This is a genomic window from Micromonospora sp. CPCC 206061, from assembly GCF_036906915.1.
In the GTDB taxonomy this organism is placed as follows: Bacteria; Actinomycetota; Actinomycetes; order Mycobacteriales; family Micromonosporaceae; genus Phytohabitans.
In genome coordinates this window covers 1-20301 of sequence record NZ_JBAKHX010000076.1, presented here as the reverse complement: position 1 = coordinate 20301, position 20301 = coordinate 1, and the positions used below count along the sequence as shown (strand labels likewise).

At 70.2% G+C, this 20301-nt stretch carries 20 protein-coding genes; 19 read left to right on the top strand and 1 reads right to left on the bottom strand.

Translation table 11 applies throughout. The features are described 5' to 3' along the window. The first annotated feature begins 6 nt into the window (after positions 1-6). From V6V89_RS33295 to V6V89_RS33250, 10 genes are all read left to right on the top strand, one after another. Entirely contained in the window at positions 7-978 is a 972-nt protein-coding gene (locus V6V89_RS33295; RefSeq protein WP_442935272.1) for a heme o synthase, read from the top strand. Positions 979-1188: 210 nt separating this feature from the next. Then, a complete protein-coding gene (locus V6V89_RS33290) occupies positions 1189-1524 on the top strand; it encodes a hypothetical protein (RefSeq protein WP_334623520.1) in 336 nt (111 codons plus the stop codon). Positions 1525-1545: 21 nt separating this feature from the next. Beyond that, a complete protein-coding gene (locus V6V89_RS33285; protein ID WP_334623519.1) occupies positions 1546-2466 on the top strand; it encodes an ATP-grasp domain-containing protein in 921 nt (306 codons plus the stop codon). A 609-nt stretch (positions 2467-3075) separates the two neighbouring features. After that, positions 3076-6291, top strand: a complete 3216-nt coding sequence (locus V6V89_RS33280) for a S8 family serine peptidase (RefSeq protein ID WP_334623518.1) — start codon at positions 3076-3078, stop codon at positions 6289-6291. Between the two features lie 279 nt (positions 6292-6570). After that, positions 6571-6984: a peptidase inhibitor family I36 protein gene (locus tag V6V89_RS33275; protein ID WP_334623517.1), complete on the top strand. Its 414-nt coding sequence runs from the start codon at positions 6571-6573 to the stop codon at positions 6982-6984. Between the two features lie 259 nt (positions 6985-7243). Beyond that, entirely contained in the window at positions 7244-8113 is an 870-nt protein-coding gene (locus tag V6V89_RS33270; protein WP_334623516.1) for a hypothetical protein, read from the top strand. After that, positions 8113-9495 (top strand): peptidoglycan-binding protein, encoded by a 1383-nt coding sequence (locus tag V6V89_RS33265; protein ID WP_334623515.1) that lies wholly within the window; start codon positions 8113-8115, stop codon positions 9493-9495. The genes V6V89_RS33270 and V6V89_RS33265 overlap by 1 nt, the downstream gene beginning before the upstream one ends. Then, positions 9492-10190 carry an ABC transporter ATP-binding protein gene (locus V6V89_RS33260; protein WP_334623514.1) on the top strand — a complete coding sequence of 233 codons (699 nt, stop codon included), beginning with the start codon at positions 9492-9494 and terminating at the stop codon, positions 10188-10190. Before V6V89_RS33265 ends, V6V89_RS33260 begins: the two co-directional genes overlap by 4 nt. After that, positions 10187-11425 carry an ABC transporter permease gene (locus V6V89_RS33255; RefSeq protein WP_334623513.1) on the top strand — a complete coding sequence of 413 codons (1239 nt, stop codon included), beginning with the start codon at positions 10187-10189 and terminating at the stop codon, positions 11423-11425. Before V6V89_RS33260 ends, V6V89_RS33255 begins: the two co-directional genes overlap by 4 nt. Before the next feature lie 7 nt (positions 11426-11432). Then, positions 11433-11609, top strand: coding sequence for a hypothetical protein (locus tag V6V89_RS33250; RefSeq protein WP_334623512.1), 177 nt, complete (start codon positions 11433-11435; stop codon positions 11607-11609). Positions 11610-11714: 105 nt separating this feature from the next. Here the strand turns inward: V6V89_RS33250 and V6V89_RS33245 are convergent, their stop codons facing one another. Further along, positions 11715-12650 carry a COX15/CtaA family protein gene (locus tag V6V89_RS33245; protein WP_442935273.1) on the bottom strand — a complete coding sequence of 312 codons (936 nt, stop codon included), beginning with the start codon at positions 12648-12650 and terminating at the stop codon, positions 11715-11717. Between the two features lie 79 nt (positions 12651-12729). Here V6V89_RS33245 and V6V89_RS33240 point away from each other — a divergent pair, with 79 nt between their 5' ends. The 9 genes from V6V89_RS33240 (at position 12730) to V6V89_RS33200 (ending at position 20221) form a co-directional block, all read left to right on the top strand. Beyond that, a complete protein-coding gene (locus tag V6V89_RS33240; RefSeq protein ID WP_334623510.1) occupies positions 12730-13440 on the top strand; it encodes a helix-turn-helix transcriptional regulator in 711 nt (236 codons plus the stop codon). 11 nt (positions 13441-13451) lie between these two features. Next, entirely contained in the window at positions 13452-14858 is a 1407-nt protein-coding gene (gene sufB, locus V6V89_RS33235) for a Fe-S cluster assembly protein SufB (RefSeq protein ID WP_334623536.1), read from the top strand. After that, on the top strand, positions 14858-16003 hold the full coding sequence (gene sufD, locus V6V89_RS33230; RefSeq protein WP_334623509.1) for a Fe-S cluster assembly protein SufD: 1146 nt from the start codon (positions 14858-14860) through the stop codon (positions 16001-16003). The genes sufB and sufD overlap by 1 nt, the downstream gene beginning before the upstream one ends. Further along, complete coding sequence (locus V6V89_RS33225) at positions 16000-16329, top strand: non-heme iron oxygenase ferredoxin subunit (protein WP_334623508.1); 330 nt, start codon at positions 16000-16002, stop codon at positions 16327-16329. Before sufD ends, V6V89_RS33225 begins: the two co-directional genes overlap by 4 nt. Beyond that, a complete protein-coding gene (gene sufC, locus V6V89_RS33220) occupies positions 16326-17114 on the top strand; it encodes a Fe-S cluster assembly ATPase SufC (protein WP_334623507.1) in 789 nt (262 codons plus the stop codon). Before V6V89_RS33225 ends, sufC begins: the two co-directional genes overlap by 4 nt. An 11-nt stretch (positions 17115-17125) precedes the next feature. Next, positions 17126-18418: a cysteine desulfurase gene (locus tag V6V89_RS33215; protein WP_334623505.1), complete on the top strand. Its 1293-nt coding sequence runs from the start codon at positions 17126-17128 to the stop codon at positions 18416-18418. Then, complete coding sequence (gene sufU, locus V6V89_RS33210; protein WP_334623504.1) at positions 18418-18906, top strand: Fe-S cluster assembly sulfur transfer protein SufU; 489 nt, start codon at positions 18418-18420, stop codon at positions 18904-18906. Before V6V89_RS33215 ends, sufU begins: the two co-directional genes overlap by 1 nt. Beyond that, positions 18795-19241 carry a metal-sulfur cluster assembly factor gene (locus V6V89_RS33205; RefSeq protein WP_442935271.1) on the top strand — a complete coding sequence of 149 codons (447 nt, stop codon included), beginning with the start codon at positions 18795-18797 and terminating at the stop codon, positions 19239-19241. The genes sufU and V6V89_RS33205 overlap by 112 nt, the downstream gene beginning before the upstream one ends. A gap of 353 nt (positions 19242-19594) precedes the next feature. Beyond that, positions 19595-20221, top strand: a complete 627-nt coding sequence (locus V6V89_RS33200) for a LysE family transporter (protein ID WP_334623503.1) — start codon at positions 19595-19597, stop codon at positions 20219-20221. The last annotated feature ends 80 nt before the right edge of the window (positions 20222-20301 follow it).

Genomic DNA, 20301 nt, shown 5'->3' with positions numbered 1-20301 from the left:
GGTTACGTGAGCATGATCACCGAGCGCCCAGCGCCGTCGCCGGGTGTCGTCGATCCGCGTCCGGTCGCCCCGCGCGACCTCGCGCGGCGCCGCGAGTCGGCCCGGCCGGACGTGGCGGCGGTGGTCAAGGCGTACGTCGCCCTCACCAAGCCGCGCATCGTCGAGCTGCTGCTCGTGACGACCGTGCCAGCGATGATGCTCGCCGCGGGCGGCCTGCCGTCGTTGTGGCTGGTGGCGGTCGTGCTGGTCGGCGGTTCCCTCGCGGCGGGCGCGGCGAACGCGCTGAACTGCTACATCGACCGCGACATCGACCAGGTCATGAAGCGCACGTCGCGTCGCCCGCTGCCCGCGCACCGCGTGGCACCGCGCAGCGCGCTGGTGTTCGGCCTCGTGCTCGGTGTCGTGTCGGTGGCGCTGATGGCCGCGTTCACCAACTGGCTCGCCACCGGGCTGACGCTCGCCGCGATCGTGTACTACGACGTCATCTACACGCTGTGGCTCAAGCGCTCGACGCCGCAGAACACCTTCTGGGGCGGGGCGTGCGGCGCGGCGCCGGTGCTGATCGGCTGGGCGGCGGTCACGGGTGGCCTGTCGCCGCTCGCGTGGGCGCTGTTCGGTGTCGTGTTCTTCTGGCAGATGCCGCACTTCTACGCGCTGGCGATCAAGTTCAAGGACGACTACGCCCGGGCGGGCATTCCGATGCTCCCGGTGGTCGCGTCGGCACGCCGCGTCAATGCCGAGATCCTGCTCTTCGCGTGGCTCACCCTGGTCACGTCACTCGCGGTCTGGCCTTTGGGCATGAGCCCGGTGTACGGAGTAACGGCGCTGGTCGTCGGGGCGCTCTTTGTACTGGAGGCGCATCGGCTGGTCGGTCGCTCCCGGCGGGGTGAGCCACTGAAGCCGATGCGCCTGTTCCACTGGTCGACGACGTACCTGACGATCCTCTTCGTCGCGGTCGCCGCCGACGCCCTCATATAGCTTGTCCTTTTTGCCTCGAATCTCCGCAGTTACGGGTCCGGTTTTAGGCAGCCGGCAATAAGTCGGATTTGTCGCCCCAACGTTTGCCAGTATGTCCGGAAAAATCGGGCAAAGATGTCGCCCTGACGTGTCAAAGGTCCGGGTAATTGGCGTCACAAAAAAATGTCGGTGCCCCGCGCCAACCGTCTGCGTCTGCATAGGCTTCGGCTCATGGCAGATGGTTCCGATACGAAGCTGGCTACTGATCCGACAGCTCCGGCGTCGACCCCTGCGGGTCTCGTCGCGGGCATTCGGGCCTTCGCCGCCGGGCACGGGGGAGCTAAGGCGGTCATCGAGTACGTCGGCAAGCGTGGCGCACGGATCGTCCTCGTGGGGGAGGACGGCGTGTGGACAGACCAGTTCGCTGAGGCCACCGACGTGGCGCGCACGGCATGCGTCAAGGCAGGCGTCGAGGTGGAGAACGAGTGGGAGCGCGAGCTCATGGACCAGATGCGGCCGAGCAACGACCTCTGGCGCTCGATGGGCCGGCGGAATCTCGCCCGCTGACCCGGCTGGACCACTAGACCCGTGACAGTCAACACCGACACAGCGACCCGGGAGCGATCCCGGGTCGCTCTGGTTACCTGCGCCGAACTGCCCGATCTCGACCCCGACGACCGGTTGCTGATCGAACCCCTACGCGCGCTCGGCGTCGAGGTGACCCCGGTGGCCTGGGACGCGGCCGGCGTCGACTGGGCGTCGTTCGGCCTGGTCGTGCTCCGCTCGCCGTGGGACTACACCTCCCGCCGCGACGAGTTCGTAGCCTGGGCGGCGCGCGTTCCCGGCCTCGCCAACCCCGCCGACATCGTCCGGTGGAACACCGACAAGCGCTACCTGGGCGAGCTCGCTGCGGCCGGCGTCCCCGTCGTACCCACCGTGTGGGCCACCGACGACACCTGGACCCCGCCGGCCGGCGAGGCGTACGTCATCAAGCCAGCCGTGGGTGCCGGCAGCCTCGACACCGGCCGGTACCGCCTAGGCGACCCCGACGAGGCCAAACTGGCCCGCGAACACGCCGCCCGCCTGGTCGCCGCCGGCCGCACCGTGATGATCCAGCCCTACCTGTCGGCCGTCGACACGTACGGCGAGACCGCGCTGCTGTACCTGCCCGACGAGTCCGGCAAGCTCGCGTTCAGCCACGCCATCCGCAAGGGCGCCATGCTCGACGGGCCTGACACCGGCACCACCGGCCTGTACAAGGAAGAGACCATCAAGCCCCGCGTGCCGATCGACGCCGAGCTGGCAGTGGGCGCGCAGGCCCTGGCCGCCATCCCTGGCGGCCCCGACCAGCTGCTGTACGCCCGCGTCGACGTCATCCCCGGCGAAGACGGCAGCCCGTTGCTGGTAGAGCTGGAACTAACCGAACCTTCCCTGTTCCTAGCCACCGCCGAAGGCGCGGCTGGTCGCCTGGCCGCCGCCATAGCCACCCGCACCCCAGCCCGCTCCTAACCCCACCGCCGCCCGCCTCCCGCCTCCCGCGCGTCGCTGGCCTTCCGCGCCGCTGGCCTTCCGCGCCGCTGGTCCTCCGCGCCTCGCGCGCCGCTGACCCCTCCGCGCGCTGCTTGCCTCCGCGCGCGCCGCTCGCGCGCCGCTGACCCCTCCGCGCGCCGCTCGCCTCCGCGCCGCCCGCGGCCGCCCTCGCCCCGCCGATCAAGGGCAAACGCACGTGCTTTGATCTCTTTTCCACGTGCGTTCGACCTTGATCGATGAAGATGTCCTTGATCGGCGAGGCGACGGATCGGTGCCGCTGAACAGCCCGAGCGCCGCCGGCGGGTGGGTCGGCGCGGCCCGCGGCTTCGACGGCGGCCAACCGTCCCGCGATCAAGGAGAAGTCCATCGATCAAGGGCAAACGCACGTGGAAAAGAGATCCAACCACGTGCGTTTGCCCTTGATCGCCGGGAGGGGAGCGCCTCGCGCGGCGCGGCGCGGCGCGGGCGTGGAGCGGCGCGGGCGTGGCGCGGCGCGGGCGTGGCGCGGGTGTGGAGCGGGGTTGCGGAAGTTGGAGGCATCTGCTTTCGTCTATGTCTGGCTTTGGTGATTTGTGGAGGTGGATCTACGTGAGGGTGGGTACGCGGGGTGTGGTCGCGCTTGTGGTGCTGTGTGCGGCTGCGGCCGTACCCGCTGTCGCTGAAGGGGAAGCGGCGCCTGCCGTCTCCGCCGCGGCCGCGCCCACGGCGGACGCCCGCTCTGTCACCCTCGTCAGTGGCGACAGTGTCACCGTCACCGCCGGTGACAAGGCCTCCGTGACACCCGGCGCGGGGCGGGAGGACATGCGGTTCGTGACCCGGCGGGACGGGACTCACCTGCATGTGATTCCGGCTGATGCGCTGCCGCTGCTGCGGGCCGGTGATCTGGATCCGCGGCTGTTCGACGTCACGACCCTGTTCGAGTATGGGTATGACGCGCTGGCCGAGTTGCCGCTGATCGTCACCTACGACGGGACCGACGCGCGGGCCCGGGGGCGTGAGCGAGTGGCCGAGGGCGGTGCGCGGGTCGTCCGTGATCTGGTGCCGGTCGAGGGGCACGCGGTCAGTGCCGACACGCGAAGGCTGACCACCTTCTGGTCGACGTTCACGGTCGGCGGGCCGGCTGAGCGGCGGATGACCATCGGCGTCGACGCGATCTGGCTCGACGGGCTGCGCCAGCCGGCTCTGGACGAGAGCGTGCCGCAGGTCGGGGCACCGGCGGCGTGGGCGGCTGGCTTCGACGGCACCGGCAGTACGGTCGCGGTGCTCGACAGCGGGGTGGACGCCGCTCATCCGGATCTGGCGGGCCGGGTGACCGCGCGGCAGAACTTCACCGCGGGCGCCGAAGACGACAAGGACCGCACCGGCCACGGCACGCACGTGGCGGCGACGGTGGCCGGTGCCGACGGTGTGGCGCCGGGCGCGCGACTGCTCGACGGCAAGGTGTGTGTGGCCGGCGGGTGTTCCGAGTCGTGGATCGTCGCCGGGATGGAGTGGGCGGCCACGCAGGGCGCCACGGTCGCCAACCTCAGCCTTGGCGGCCCTGACACGCCCGGACTCGACCCGGTCGAGCGGGCGGTGCAGACGCTGACCGCCGCGCACGGCACGCTCTTCGTGGTCGCGGCGGGCAACATCCCGGGTGCGGGCACGATCTCGTCGCCGGCCACGGCGGACGCGGCGCTCGCGGTCGGCGCGGTCACGAAGGCCGACAGGCTCGGCGACTTCTCCAGCCAGGGCCCGCGCGCCGAGGATGGCGCGCTCAAGCCGGACCTCACCGCCCCGGGCGTCGACATCACCGCCGCGCGCAGCGCCGATTCGACGCTGCCGGGTGACACGCACGCCACCTTGTCTGGTACTTCCATGGCCGCCCCACACGCCGCTGGTGCCGCCGCGATCCTCGCCCAGCGGCGTCCCGACTGGACCCCGGCGCAGCTCAAGGCCGGCCTGATGGGTGCGGCGAAGCCCGATCCGGCGCTGAGCGTGTTCGCGCAGGGCGCCGGGCGGCTCGATGTGGCCGCGGCGGTCACCCGGACGGTCACCGCCGTGCCGGCGAGCCTCAGCTTCGGCCGGCAACCGTGGCCGCACGACGACGACTCCCCGGTCACGAAGACAGTCACGTACCGCAACGACGGCACCGAGCCGATCACCCTCACGCCGGCTGTCGACGGGCTGCCGGCCGCCATGGTCGTCGTCGAGCCGACGACTGTCACCGTGCCCGCGGGCGGCACCGCCGAGGTCACGGTGACCGTCGACGGCCGGGTGGACGGGCCGGACGGGCTGCTCACCGGCCACCTGACGGCCGGCGACCTGGTCACGCCGGTGGCGTTCGATCGCGAGGTGGAGAGCTACGAGGTAACGGTGGCGCACCTGGGGCGCGACGGCGCCCCAGCCGAGGGGTACGTGACGGTGCTGGCGAGCTGGGACGGCAAGATCGCCCGCACCCTGCCCGCATCCACCGGTACCGTGCGCACCCGGCTGCCGAAGGGCCGGTACGCGGTGCTCAGCGCGATCACCGGGCCGGACGGTGCCGGCTATGCCACGACGATGCTGGCCCAGCCAAGCCTCGACGTGGGCGGCGCGTTGACCGTGACGCTGGACGCGCGGCGGGGCGCGCCGCTGTCGGTGTCGGTGCCGCGCGCGGACGCCGGTCAGGCGTTCGCCGAGGTGGCGGCCAGCGCGGTCGCCACCGGGCGCACGGTCGAGGTGGGCACACTCGGCCGCACCTTCTCCGGCCTGTACGCCGCCGCGGTCGACGCCGGCACGTCGGCGGGGTTCGTGTCGCGGGTGACGGCGACGTTCGAGGCGCCGGACGCCGCGTACCTGCTGGGCTGGCTCACCGAAAATCACATGATCACCGGAATGTCGCAGCAGCTGACGGCCGCTGACCTTGCCACGGTGCGGGCCGACCACGGGCACGAGGCGGCCGGCACCACGGGACGGAAGCTGGCCTGGCCGGTGCTGCCGGACACGCTGATGGGCGGCTTCGCGCACCCACTGCCGTTCGCGCTGCCGTCCACCCGCACCGAGTACTACAACGCGGGCGGGCGGATGCGGTGGTTCCGGTCGTTCGACGAGATGACCGCCGACGCGTACGTCACGACCACCGTCGCGCCGCCACTGGACTACAAGGCCGGACAGGCGTACCAGGAGCAGTGGAGCCGCGGCGTGTTCGGCCCGACGGTGGCGTCACCGGCGTACGAGCACCAATGGGTGACCCGCACCGGTGACAAGCTGCTCGTGCTCGCCCCGCTGTACGGCGACGGGGTGGGCCGGGCCGGGTACTCGGGCATCGCGACGGGCCGGATCACGCTCTTCAGCGACGGCAGCCAGGTGGCCGAGCTCGGCGAGCTGAACGGAGAGTTCGAGGTGCCGCCCGCGCCGGCGCGGTACCGCCTGGAGATGGTGGCGCAGCGGGCCGGCCCGGCGACGCTGTCGACCGAGGTGCGGGTGGCGTGGACGTTCCGGTCCGGTCACGTGGACGGGGAGAAAGCGGTGCGGATGCCGCTGTCGACGGTGCAGTTCGCGCCGCCGGTCAACAGCGAAAACGCCGCCCCCGCCGGCCGCCCCGCGACGATCCCGGTGACCGTCACCCCGCAACCCGACTCGGCGGCCGCCCCGAACGCGTCTCTGCGCGTGGAGGTGTCGTACGACGACGGCAAGACCTGGGTGGAGACGCCGGTAGCGGCCGGCGCGGTCGTGCTCCAGCACCCCGTCGGCCCTGGTTACGTGTCGCTGCGGGCGGTCGCCGAGGACGAGTCAGGCAACACAGTGGAGCAGACGGTGATCCGCGCCTATAAGCTCGCCTAGCAGCCCATGTGCCCTCGAAGGTGCGCGGTACAACGTTGATCGCTCGCAATCAGCAGATGCTTATAGCCGACTATGGTATTGACCCCAACGCATCTTGTGGCATGGTTCTAGCGTGTCGCCCCGTTCGCGACTGGGTGACTCTCTCTCCGCGGGGTTCGGCGTACGAGATCTTCCTCGGGGATGCCTGCGCGTAGGTCCGGAACGTGCCAACAAGCAGATCGCCTCGGCAACGCATCCAGCGAGGGCCGTGGTGTGAATTCACCAAGGGGGACGTAGACAGTGAGAATCAAGAAGGCGATTGCCGCTACCGCGGCAATCGCGGGTGTCGCGGCGGCCGGGTTGTTCGGGGCCGCGACACCGGCTGCCGCCGCGCCCGGCAATGGCGTGATCGAGTACGGCGAGTTCGTGCTGTGGGTCAACTCCAATTACGGCGGCGCGCTGTACGACAGCAACGGCAACATTTCCAACTACGGCGGATACTTCTTCGTCAACTCGGGCACTCAGCTCAACGACCGAGCGAGCAGTATCGCCAACTACCACCAGACCCGGAGCCTGCGTACGTACCAGCACGCCAACTACACCTACCCGTACATCTCGGTTCTCCCGTATGGGCAGGCGTCGGGCAGCGTTAGCTGGGCGTACTACAGTCTGGGCAGCTTCAACGACAACCTGAGCTCCCACTTGTTCTTCTAGCCGCCGTGGGGCGCGTGGCGCCCCGGGCGAGGGATACGGTGAGAGGCGGTGTCCCGTCCGTGCCACGGCCGTGGCCGGGCAGTGCCGGGCGGGGCACCGTAAGGGTGAACTTCCGGAGAAAATATTTCGCTACAACTGTGACCAGTATTGATGGACCTATAGGGGGACAGTGTCTGGTGTCCACCGTCCCGTCGAGGAGATCCTCATGATTCCAGTCCCGCAAGGGCGACGGTCATCCGTGTGGCGCACCATTGCCGTCGTGGCGCTGGTCGTCGTGTTGGTTGGATGCACCAAGGACGCCTCAGATGATGACGCAGGCGAACCCGCCATCGACGCGGCCCCGATGATCCGGTCGTCTTCGGAACTGGTTCTGCCATTGGATGATTTCGTCCAGACCGACGATCAAGAACATGCCATTACCGATGCTGTCAACATTCTGGGCCGGCAGTGCATGAAGCGTTTCGGTCTTGACTGGCCCGCGGCGCGGGTGTCAGGCTCGTCCAAAATCGATCCATATGCCCGGCGTTATTCGATCATAGATGTGGAGAAGGCGTCGGTGGAGGGTTATCACGCGGTCGACATCATCAAGCGACAGCGCACCCTGGCCGAGCGGGACGCGAATGCTCCGACGCCCTCGACGGAGGCGATGAACGTGTGGGCGGGGCGCGGGCAGAGCTCGTACAACGGGCAGTCGGTGCCTCCGGGTGGCTGTGTGAAGGAGGCGATGGACCAGCTCGGCGATGGTGTGCAGGAGGCCGACCTGGCGCTCGTGCAGCGCCTCCAGGTTGAGGCGCGGGGGCGCACGATGACCGACAGTCGGGTGGTAAAGGTCTTCGCGGCGTGGAGCGCGTGCATGAAGGATGAGGGCTTCAGCTATCCCGATCCGTTCGCGGCCAACGACGACCAGCGGTGGCAGAGCGAGACGATCAGTGCGGAGGAGATCGCGACGGCGGTCGCCGACGTGACGTGCAAGGAGAAGACCAACGTGGTCGGGACGATGCTGGCGGTGGAGCGGGCGTACCAGGGGCGGCAGGTGGAGCAGCACGCCGCCGAGCTGGCTGCGGCCAAGGTGTACGTGCAGGCGCGGGTGGCCGCTGCCGGGCGGGTGCTGGCCAGCGGCGGCGCTTGATGGCGACGCCCGATGTGCCTGAGCGGGCCGGCGAGGCGGCCGAGGGGGCGCCGCCGGTAGGTTCGGTGCTGGCGCGGCGGCAGCGCTGGCTGACCTGGGCTGCGGTCGTGGTGGCCGCGCTGTGCCTAGCCGTGCTCGGCCTGTCCACGCTGGTCCGGTCGCCTGCGCAGGTCGCGGCGGAGACGGAGGCGCCCGAGCGCACGGTGTTGACCGCGGTCGTGGAGAGGCGGTTGCTCGAAGACACGGTGGTGTTGCGCGGCACGGTGGTGCAGACCCGCCCGGTGGAGATCCGCCCGGCCGCGGTCTTCGATGCGGAGCGGATGGTGGTGACCGGGGTCCGGGTCAAGGCTGGGCAGCGGCTGGCTGCCGGCGCGGTGGTTGCAGAGGTGTCCGGCCGCCCGGTCGTGGTGCTACCGGGCGCGTTTCCCGCGTATCGAGACATCCGCCCAGGCGCGCGAGGCAAGGACGTCGCGCAGTTGCAGGCGGCGCTGCGCAGCCTGGGGTACCGGGTGGCGGAGTCGGTGTTCGGGCCATCGACGAAGGCGGCGTTGACCCGACTGTACGAGTCGCTGGGCTATCCGGTGCCGACGACGGGTGAGGCCGACGCGCAGGCGGTGCGGGCCGCCCGCGCCCAGGTGACGGCGGCCGAGCGCGCGCTGCGGCAGGGGCGGGCGGCGGCCACGTCGGCGCCGGGTACGTCCGACGTGGCCGACGCCAAGCAGGCGCTGGCACAGGCGAAGGCCGACCTAGCGGCGCTGGTGGCTCGCACCGGGCCGATGCTGCCGATGGGCGAGGTCGCGTTCGTGCCGCGGTTTCCGGCGCGGGTGACGAAGGTTAACGCGGTGGTCGGGCAGGAGGTGACCGAGACCCTGGCCGTTCTCGCGGTGGGCGACGTGGTCGCCGTGGGCACCCTGGCCGGGGCCGATCCACAGGGTGTGGTGGCCGACCTGCCAGTGCAGATCGGAGCCGGCGAGGGCGGCGAGGCATTGTCGGGCAAGGTCGTCGCGGTCGGGGCGCCGGCCGCGGCGATGGCGGCCGCGCCGGGCGGCCCGGCCGAGTCCGGTGACTCCAGCGGCGGGGCGGTCCCGTCCGGGTATGCCGTGGCGGTGTCCGGCGCCCCGCCCCTCGACGCGGCGCTGGTCGGGCAGACGGTGCGGCTCAGCATCGTCGTGTCCAGCTCGGCGCAGCCAGTGCTGGTGGTGCCGGTGGCCGCCGTTTCGGCCGCCGCGGATTCGCTAGTGACGGTCACCGTCGTCGCCGGGACGGGCGAGCAGCGCACGGTGCCGGTGACCGTCGGGCGCACCGGTGACGGGTACGTCGAGGTGTCCGCACCCGCCGGTCAGCTTCAGCCGGGCGACCGGGTCGTGGTGGGGCAGCGGTGAGCACTCCCGCGGTCGAGTTTGCCGGGGTCGGGCGCACCTATCCCGGCCCGCCGCCCGTGCCCGCGCTGCGACCCGCCGACCTGATCATCGAACAGGGGCAGTACGTGGCGGTGGTGGGCCCCTCCGGCTCGGGCAAGAGCACCTTCCTCAACCTGATCGGCCTGCTCGACACGCCGACCACCGGTCGGTACCGCCTCGACGGCATCGACGTGGGTCGCCTGTCCGAACCGCAACGCGGCGCCCTGCGCGGACGCCGGATCGGCTTCGTATTCCAGGCGTTCCACCTGATGCCGCACCGCACCGCCGCGGAGAACGTGATGCTCGCAATGCTCTACAACGGCGTCCAGCACGGCGAGCGCGTGGCCCGCGCCGCCCATGCGCTCGCCAGCGTCGGGCTCGCGCACCGCGCCGCTGCCCTACCTACCACCCTGTCCGGTGGCGAGCGCCAGCGGGTCGCGGTGGCCCGGGCCCTGGTCAACCGGCCCAGCCTGCTGCTGTGCGATGAGCCCACCGGAAACCTCGACTCGGTCACCGCCACTGCCATCCTCGACCTCTTCGACGACCTGCACCGCACCGGCGTCACCCTGGTGGTGGTCACCCACAACGAGGACGTGGCGGTCCGCGCCCAACAGGTCCTCACCATCCGCGACGGCATCATGGAAGGGCGCCGCCTTCACACCGAGGAGCGGCGGTGAGGGCGCTGGGCCGGTGGCGTCGGCCGCACGCCGTGCCGCCTGCCCGGCTCAGCGCCCGCGATCTCGTCCGAGAAGCACTCGCTGGCGTGCTACAACGCCCGGCTCGCTCCACCTTGACCACCCTGGGCACTGTCGTCGGCGTCGCGACGTTCGTGGCCGTGCTCGGCCTGACCGCCACCACCGGCGCCCAGATCAGCAAGCGGTTCACCGTGCTGGCGGCCACCGAGGTCACCGTCGAGGACGTAGCCGCCGACGCCGAGTTGGAAGGCCCCCCGTTCACCCCCGACGCGGTGTCCCGGGCGCTGGCGATCGACGGCGTCGACCAAGCTGGCGTCTACTGGTTCGCCGGCACTCGCCCGGTCAGCAGGCTGCCCTTGGCCGACTCCGCCGGCCTCGATGCCTACCCTGTCGTGGCCGCCAGCCCCGGCGCCGTCCTCGCCATGCGCCCCATCCTGGCCGCCGGCCGCCTCTACGACGAGTTCCACGACGGCAACCGGCAACACGTCGCCGTGCTCGGGCAGGCCGTCGCCCAGCGCCTCGGCATCACCCGCCTCGATACCCGGCCCGCTGTCTTCGTCGACGGCGTACCCCTCACCGTCATCGGCATCATCGCCGACGCCCAGCGCCACGGTGAGCTGCTGCTCTCGGTCACCGTGCCGCGGGCCACAGCGGAAGACCTCTGGGGACCGCCGGCCAGCGGCGACCCCATGCGCATGATCGTCGAGACCCGGCTCGGCGCCGCCCAGGTCGTCGCGGCGCAGCTCGCCGTCGCCCTGCGTCCCGACGCCGCGCACCGGCTACGCGTCACCGCACCGCCCGACCCACGCAGCCTCCAGGAAGGCGTCGCCGCCGACCTCAGCGCCCTGTTCCTCCTACTCGCCGGGATCTGCCTCGTCATCGGTGCTGTCGGCATCGCCAACACCACGCTGGTCGCCGTCCTCGAGCGCGTACCAGAAATCGGCCTGCGCCGCTGCCTCGGCGCCCGCAGTCGGCACGTAGCCGCCCAGTTCCTCACCGAAAGCGCCCTCCTGGGCACCCTCGGCGGCCTCGCCGGCACCGCTCTCGGAGCCACCGCGGTCGTCACCGTCGCCGCCCTGCGGGAATGGACCGCCGTCCTCGAACCGTGGACCGTCCTGCCGGCGCCCGCCCTCGGCACCCTCACAGGCATCGTCGCCGGCCTCTACCCCGCCCTGCGGGCCTCTCGCATCCCACCCATCCAAGCCCTGCAACGGTAGGAGAGCCATGAGCCGTACTGTCGCGGCCACGATCGGCCGTCTGACCCTCGCCCTGCTCCTGGCCACCGCTTTGGCCGGCTGCCCCGGCGGTGATCCCAGCGACGACCCGACCCCGTTCGAGTCGCCCAGCCCCGCCGACAGCGCACACCTTCCGCCACTGCCCAGCGAACCCAGCCCGACGTAGCCCCGCAACGGGACTCCTCAAGATCCGGATTCTTAGTCAAACCAGATCATCGACGAGTCTCGTTGTCTTTGCCCTCGAACACCTCTTGACGCACCGCCCAAATGCTTAACTCAACGTCTTGATCAAGGAGTAATCCGCCGATCTTGCGGTTGCCGTGGCGGTTCGCCCGGTTTGGGACCTGACAACCGCGAGATCGGCGAGGAGAGCAAGCGTCGCGAGCCACACCAGTGAGGCGCCGAGCATGTGGGCGCCCACCAGCAGCACCGGGAGGTCGGTGAAGTACTGGACGAAGCCGATCAGGCCCTGCGCCAGCTCGACTCCCACCAGTACCAGAGCTGCTCTCGCGGCGCGGCGGGCGCCGATGCCCCAGAGGGCGAGCCACGCGGCGACCGACAGCCCGACCAGCAGGAACACCAGGTCGGCATGGACCTGGGAGATCGTCTCGGGGTCGAGGCCGTTGCGCGCGGCGCCGTGGTCGCCGGAGTGCGGTCCGCTGCCGGTGACCCAGGTGCCCACGACCAGCACCGCCGCGCTGGCCGCCGTGATCACCCAGCCGAGCGCGCGCAGCGGCCGGGAGACCATCTCCGCGGGCGCGGGCGCGGGCTCGCGGGCGGTGCGCCAGAAGCCGTAGGCGGCCGCGAGCACCGCCATCGACGCGAGAAAGTGCAGGCCCACCACCCACGGGTTGAGGTTGGTGAGCACCGTGACGCCGCCGACGACGCCCTGTGCCGGGATGCCGAACGCGACCGCGCCCGCCAGCAGTATCAGAGACCGCCGCCGTGGTCGTTGCCGCAGCGCGACGATGAGCCCGGCGATCGCGATCGCCGCGACCAGGAAGGTGACGAGGCGGTTGCCGAACTCGATGGCACCGTGGATGCCCATCTCCGGGCTGGCTGTGTAGGACTCGTCGGTGCACCTGGGCCAGGTGGGGCACCCGAGACCGGAATCGGTGAGCCGCACGGCGCCGCCGGTCACGACGATGGCGACGTTGGCGATCACCGAGGCCAGGGCGAGACGGGAGAGGAGACGCACGGCCACTATCCTACGTAGTAGGTGCGGTGGCACGGATCACCGGGACGCGGGTTTGCGAGGGCTCCCGGAAATACGTAACGTTGGCGTTGTGAAATACCCGGCGGCGCTATCTGAGCTCCAGCCGGCGGCCGACGGGCGCACGCGCGACCGGGTCGCCAGGCTGCTGCTTGAGCACGGCTCCGCCACCGCGGCGGAGCTGGGCGCCGAGCTGGGCTTGACACAGGCGGCGGTTCGCCGCCATCTCGACGCGATGCTCGCCGACGGCGCGGTCGTCGCTCGCGAGCGGCCGGTCCGGGGTGCCCGTGGCCGTGGCCGCCCGGCGAAGCTGTTCGTGCTGACCGACGCGGGCCGGCAGGACTGCGGGCGGCACTTCTACGACGGCATGGCCACGGCGGCGCTGCGGTGGATCGCACGCACGGGCGGCCCCGAGGCCGTCGAGGCGTTCGCGACAGAGCAGGTCTCCGGGCTGGAGACCCGCTGCCGGACGGCGCTGGAGGGCGCCGGCGACGACCCGATCGCGCGGGCCGAGGCTCTCGCCGCGGCGCTGACCGCCGAGGGCTACGCTGCCAGCGCGTCCGCGATCGCGACCGGCGGCCAGCTTTGCCAGCACCACTGCCCGGTGGCGCACGTGGCCGCCGAGTTCCCCCAGCTCTGCGAGGCCGAGACAGCGGTGATATCCCGACTGGTCGGCACCCACGTGCAGCGGCTGGCCACGATCGCGCACGGCGACGGGGTGTGCACCACACACATCCCGGCACAGCCGCGCCAGGTACCGACAACCACGGTGAGGACCGAATAGTGACCGAGCAGATGACACAAGCAGAGCAGCTCGCCGTGCTCGGCAATTACGAATACGGCTGGGCCGACTCGGACGTCGCCGGTTCGGCGGCGCAGCGCGGCCTCAACGAGGCCGTGGTCCGTGACATCTCGGCCAAGAAGAACGAGCCGGCCTGGATGCTCGACCTGCGCCTGAAGGGCCTGCGGCTGTTCGGTCGGAAACCGATGCCCGCCTGGGGCGCCGACCTCACCGGCATCGACTTCGACAACATCAAGTACTTCGTGCGTTCGACCGAGAAGCAGGCCGCGAGCTGGGAAGACCTGCCCGAGGACATCAAGAACACGTACGACCGGCTGGGCATCCCGGAGGCCGAGAAGCAGCGGCTGGTCGCGGGTGTGGCGGCGCAGTACGAGTCCGAGGTGGTCTACCACAAGATCCGTGAAGACCTCGAGGAGCAGGGCGTCATCTTCCTTGACACCGACACCGGTCTCAAGGAGCACGAAGACCTCTTCAAGGAGTACTTCGGCACGGTGATCCCGGTGGGCGACAACAAGTTCGCCGCGCTCAACACCTCCGTGTGGTCCGGTGGCTCGTTCATCTACGTGCCCAAGGGCGTGCAGGTGGAGATCCCGCTCCAGGCGTACTTCCGGATCAACACGGAAAACATGGGCCAGTTCGAGCGGACGCTGATCATCGTCGACGAGGGCGCGTACGTGCACTACGTCGAGGGCTGCACCGCGCCGATCTACTCCTCCGACTCGCTGCACAGCGCGGTCGTCGAGATCATCGTGAAGAAGAACGCCCGCTGCCGGTACACGACCATCCAGAACTGGTCGAACAACGTCTACAACCTGGTCACCAAGCGTGCCGTAGCGCACGAGGGCGCGACCATGGAGTGGATCGACGGCAACATCGGCTCCAAGGTCACGATGAAGTACCCGGCCGTCTACATGACCGGCGAGCACGCCAAGGGCGAGGTGCTGTCGGTGGCCATGGCCGGCGAGGGCCAGCACCAGGACGCGGGCGCCAAGATGGTGCACGCCGCGCCGCACACGTCCAGCACGATCATCAGCAAGTCGATCGCGCGTGGCGGTGGCCGCACATCGTACCGCGGCCTCGTGCAGGTGCTCGAAGGCTCCTCGCACAGCAAGAGCACCGTCAAGTGCGACGCGCTGCTCGTAGACACGATCTCCCGGTCGGACACCTACCCGTACGTCGACATCCGCGAGGACGACGTGTCGATGGGGCACGAGGCGACCGTCTCCAAGGTCAGCGAAGACCAGCTCTTCTACCTGATGAGCCGAGGGCTGACCGAAGACGAGGCGATGGCGATGATCGTGCGCGGCTTCATCGAGCCGATCGCCAAGGAACTCCCCATGGAGTACGCCCTGGAGCTCAACCGCCTCATCGAACTGCAGATGGAAGGAGCGGTCGGTTAATGACCGACACTCTTGCCGCACCGCCGAAGACCAAGTCCCAGGCCCTGCGGTCATATGACGTCGCGGACTTCCCGGCCCTCACGGGCCTGGAGGAGGAGTGGCGCTTCACGCCACTCAAGCGGCTTCGCGGCCTAGCCGCCGCGGGGTCTCCCGCGGGTCGGGCCGCGCCGGCAATCGGGTACACCGACCTGCCGGACGGCGTCACGGTGTCCACCGTGGACAAGGGCGACCCCAGGATCGGTTCGGTCCTGGTGCCCTTCGACCGGATCAGCGCGCTGGCGTACGGCGGTTTCGCCGAGGCCGCGCTGGTCACCGTGGCCGCCGAGGCCGTCCTCGCCCGGCCCGCCGTCGTCCGGATCACCGGTGACGGCACCGAGACCCCGTCGTTCGGGCACACCTTCATCGAGGTCGGGCGGTTCGCCGAGGCCACGCTGGTGGTGGAGCAGACCGGTTCGGTCACGCTCGCCGACAACGTCGAGGTGACGGTCGCCGACGGCGCCAAACTCACGCTGATCACGGTCGCCGACTGGACACCCGATTCGGTGCAGGCCCAGCACCTCAAGGTCAAGCTGGGCCGCGACGCCAAGGTGACGCATATCCAGGTGTCGCTGGGCGGCGACCTGGTGCGGCAGTTCACCAGCGTCGAGTACACCGGGCGGGGCGGCGAGGCCGAGCTGTACGGCCTGTACTTCGCGGACGCCGGCCAGCACCTGGAGCACCGCCAGCTCGTCGACCACAGCGTGCCGGACTGCCGCAGCTACGTCGGCTACCGCGGCGCGCTGCAGGGCGACGGCGCGCACACCGTATGGGTCGGCGACGTGCTGATCCAGGTGCAGGCGACCGGCACCGACACGTACGAGATCAACCGCAACCTCGTGCTGAGCGATGGCGCGCGGGCCGACTCGGTGCCGAACCTGGAGATCGAGACCGGCGAGGTTGCCGGCGCCGGCCACGCGAGCACGACCGGCCGTTTCGACGACGAGCAGCTCTTCTACCTGATGTCCCGGGGCATCCCGGAGGGCGAGGCGCGCAAGCTGGTCGTGCGCGGCTTCTTCGCCGAGCTGGTCAACAAGATCCCCGTCGAGGAGCTGCGCGAGCGGCTCGGCGACGCGATCGAGGCCCGCCTCCAGAAGGCCGGCACATGATCAAGGTCTGCTCCGTAGAAGAGGTCCCGAAGGGCAGCTCGGTCAGCGCCGACATCGACGGCACCGAGATCGCCATCGTGCACGCGGAAGACGACAACTTCTACGCCATCTACGACCAGTGCTCGCACGCCGAGGTGCCGCTGTCCGAGGGCGAGGTCGACGGCTGCACGCTGGAATGCTGGCTGCACGGCTCGCGTTTCGATCTACGGACCGGCGAGCCGACCGGGCTGCCCGCCACCGAGCCGGTGCCCGTCTTTACCGTCGAGGTTCGCGACGGCGAGGTCTTTGTCAGTCTCACGCCAAGTAACGGAGTTACCCCATCATGAGCACCCTGGAGATCCGCGACCTACAGGTGTCGGTCAAGCTGCCACATGGAACAAGCGGGCAGCCGATGCTGAAACCGATTTTGTCCGGGGTCAACCTCACCGTCAAGGCGGGGGAGACCCACGCCATCATGGGCCCGAACGGCTCGGGCAAGTCGACGCTCGCCTACTCCGTCGCCGGTCACCCCAAGTACGAGATCACCAGCGGGTCGGTGCTGCTCGACGGCCAGGACGTGCTGTCCCTGTCCGTTGACGAGCGGGCCCGCGCCGGGCTCTTCCTCGCCATGCAGTACCCCGTCGAGGTGCCGGGCGTCTCGGTGGCCAACTTCCTGCGTACCGCCAAGACCGCCGTCGACGGTGAGGCGCCCAAGCTGCGCACCTGGGCCGGCGAGCTGAAGAGCGCCATGGAGCGCCTGCACATGGACCCGGCGTTCGCCCAGCGCAACGTCAACGAGGGCTTCTCCGGTGGCGAGAAGAAGCGGCACGAGATCATGCAGCTCGAGCTGCTCCAGCCGAAGATCGCGATCCTCGACGAGACCGACTCCGGCCTCGATATCGACGCGCTGCGGGTCGTCAGCGAGGGCGTCAACCGCGTTCGCGCCACCGGCGAGACCGGCCTGCTGCTGATCACGCACTACACGCGCATCCTGCGGTACGTCACGCCCGACTTCGTGCACGTCTTCGTCGGCGGCCGGATCGTCGAAGAGGGCGGGCCCGAACTGGCCGAGAAGCTCGAAGCCGAGGGCTACGAGCGTTACCTGGCGGGTGCCGGACCGGCCAAGGCCTGAAGGGCTGACCCATGACCACGATCGCGATCCCGCAGGGCATGCCGCAGTACGACGGCGTGCCGCGCTTCGACGTCGAGAAGGTACGCGCCGACTTCCCGATCCTGAGTCGGGAAGTCAACGGGTACCCGATGGTGTACCTGGACAGCGGCAACACCTCGCAGAAGCCGCGCCAGGTCATCGACGCGATGCGGGAGCACCTCGAACGCCACAACGGCAACGTCGCGCGCTCGGTGCACCAGGTGGGCACCGAGGCGACCGAGGCGTACGAGGGTGCGCGCGTGAAGGTGGCTCAGTTCATCTCGGCGTCGACCCCGGACGAGGTCGTGTTCACGAAGAACGCGACCGAGGCCATCAACGTGGTGGCGTACGCGCTTTCGAACGCTGGCGCGGGATCCCGTTTCAAGATCGGTCCGGGCGACGAGATCGTGATCTCCGAGATGGAGCACCACTCCAACATCGTGCCGTGGCAGCTCCTGTGTGAGCGCACCGGCGCGAAGCTGCGGTGGTTCCGGGTCACCGACGCCGGCCGGCTCGACCTCGACGACCTGGAGGAGCTCGTCAACGAGCGCACCAAGCTCGTTTCGTACGCCCTGGTGTCCAACGTGCTCGGCACCATCAACCCGGTCTCCGCGATCGCCGCGCGCGCCCGCGAGGTCGGCGCGCTGGTCATGCTCGACGCCTCGCAGGCAGTGCCCCACATGCCGGTCGACGTGACCGACCTCGGTGTCGACTTCATCGCGTTCACCGGGCACAAGATGTGCGGCCCGACCGGCATCGGCGTCCTGTGGGGCCGCCACGAGCTGCTCGCCGAGATGCCCCCGGTACTCAGCGGCGGCTCGATGATCGAGACGGTGTCGATGGAGCGGTCGACGTTCGCGGCGCCGCCCGCCCGGTTCGAGGCCGGCACCCCGCCCATCACCGAGGCGGTCGGGCTGGGCGCTGCCGTCGACTACCTCACGTCGATCGACATGCGGGCCGTGCAGTGGCACGAAAAGGAGCTGACGGCGTACGCGCTCGATGCCCTCGCCACGGTGCCCGGCCTGCGCATCTTCGGCCCCAACGTGCCCGTGGGCCGGGGTGGCACGCTTTCTTTCGCGCTCGATGGGGTACATCCCCACGACGTGGGCCAGATCCTCGACTCGGTCGGTGTCGAGGTGCGGGTCGGCCATCACTGCGCACGGCCGATCTGCCAGCGGTATGGCGTACCGGCGATGACCCGCGCGTCGTTCTACCTCTATACGACCGTGGAAGAGGTCGACGCCCTCGTGCGCGGCTTGGAGCAGGTGCGGAAGGTGTTCGACTGATGCAGATCGACCAGCTGTACCAGGAGATAATCCTGGACCACTACAAGCATCCACAGGGTCGCGGGCTGCGTGAGCCCTTCGTCGGGGAAGCGCACCACGTCAACCCCACCTGTGGTGACGAGGTGACCATCCGGGTCGCGACCGACGACGGGTCATTTTCCGACATCTCGTACGACGGCATGGGTTGCTCGATCAGCCAGGCGTCGGCGAGCGTACTGCACGAGCTGCTGACCGGCCGGGCCACGGGCGATGCGTTCCGCGTGGTTGACGGGTTCGTGGAGCTGATGGGCGGCCGTGGCCAGGTTACGCCCGACGAAGACCTGCTCGGCGACGGTGTGGCGTTCGCCGGGGTGGCCCGCTACCCGGCCCGCGTCAAGTGCGCGTTGCTACCGTGGATGGCGTTCAAGGACGCGGCGGCGCGGGCGGGTGTCGACCCTTCCTCGGCCGCCGCTACGGCGTCGCCCGAGGCTCCGGAGGTGAAGGCATGAGTGACGTGACCAAAGCGGCGGTTGCCGACGTCGAAGAGGCGATGAAGGACGTCGTCGACCCTGAGCTCGGCATCAACGTCGTCGACCTGGGCCTCATCTACGGCGTGCACGTCGACGACGACAACATCGCGACCATCGACATGACGCTGACGTCGGCGGCCTGCCCGCTGACCGACGTGATCGAAGACCAGACCCGGTCGGCGTTGACGGGTGGCCCGGGTGGCGGCCTGGTCAGCGACTTCCGCATCAACTGGGTCTGGCTCCCCCCGTGGGGCCCCGACAAAATCACGGACGACGGCCGCGACCAACTCCGCGCCCTAGGCTTCAACGTCTAACAGCCCGCCGCCCGCGCCCCCTCTCGCGGTCGCTTCCGCGCCGCTCTCGCGGTCGCTTCCGCGCCGCTCTCGCCGTCGATCAAGGGCAAACGCACGTGGTTTGATCTCATTTCCACGTGCATTTGCCCTTGATCGATGGACTTCTCCTTGATCGCCGTGCGCGGCGTCCACATCGGACCCGTCCCGGCACGTGGGAGCCGGGACGGGAAATCGGTGGCCGGCTGACCTGTAGGTACGCAGAATCAAGGTGTGATCGAGCCTGTGTACCGACGCCGAGTCTCTGTCGCGACGGCCGTAGCCGGCGCGCGACAGCAGCGCGGCGTGCGGCCGGCTGCGATCCCACCCGTCCGGTCGTGATCGGGGGGTTCGTCGATGGCGTGATCGCTGGGTACGGCGTAGCCGTGCCCGTGGGCGCCATCGCGATTTTGATCATGGGTCTGGCCGCCCGGACGTCGTTCGCGGTCGGCGCGGCCGCCGCTATGGGCGTGGCGACCGCGGACGGCCTGTACGCCGCGGTAGCCGTGATCGGTGGCGCCGCCCTCGCCGGGCTGATCGAGCCGGTCGCCAGTCCGATGCGCTGGGTTGCGGCGGTGGTGTTGTTGGGGTTGGCCGCATACACGGCGGTCACCGCGGTGCGGCACCATCGGGATCCGGCTCGCGCGGCCCGGTCCGACGCGGGCCTGGCGACGCCGCCGCGGGCGTACGTTGGACTGCTCGGCCTGACCGTGCTCAACCCTATGACGATCGTCTACTTCGGAGCGCTGGTGCTCGGGCGGCAAGCGTCGAACGGGCAGAGCGCGGCCGGTGAGGCGATGTTCGTGGCGGGCGCTTTTCTGGCGTCGGCGAGCTGGCAACTGGTGATCGCTGGAGGTGGGACGCTGGTCGGGCGGCTGCTGACCGGTCCACGCGGGCGCCTGGTGACGGCGCTGCTTTCGGCGGCGCTGATCGCCGCCCTGGCGGCCTGGACGCTCCTCCGCTAGGCGCCCGCGGGCGCCCGGGCGCCCGCCCGCCTCGCGCGGCCGTCCCGCGTCCGCCCGCCTCGCGCGGCCGTCCCGCGCCC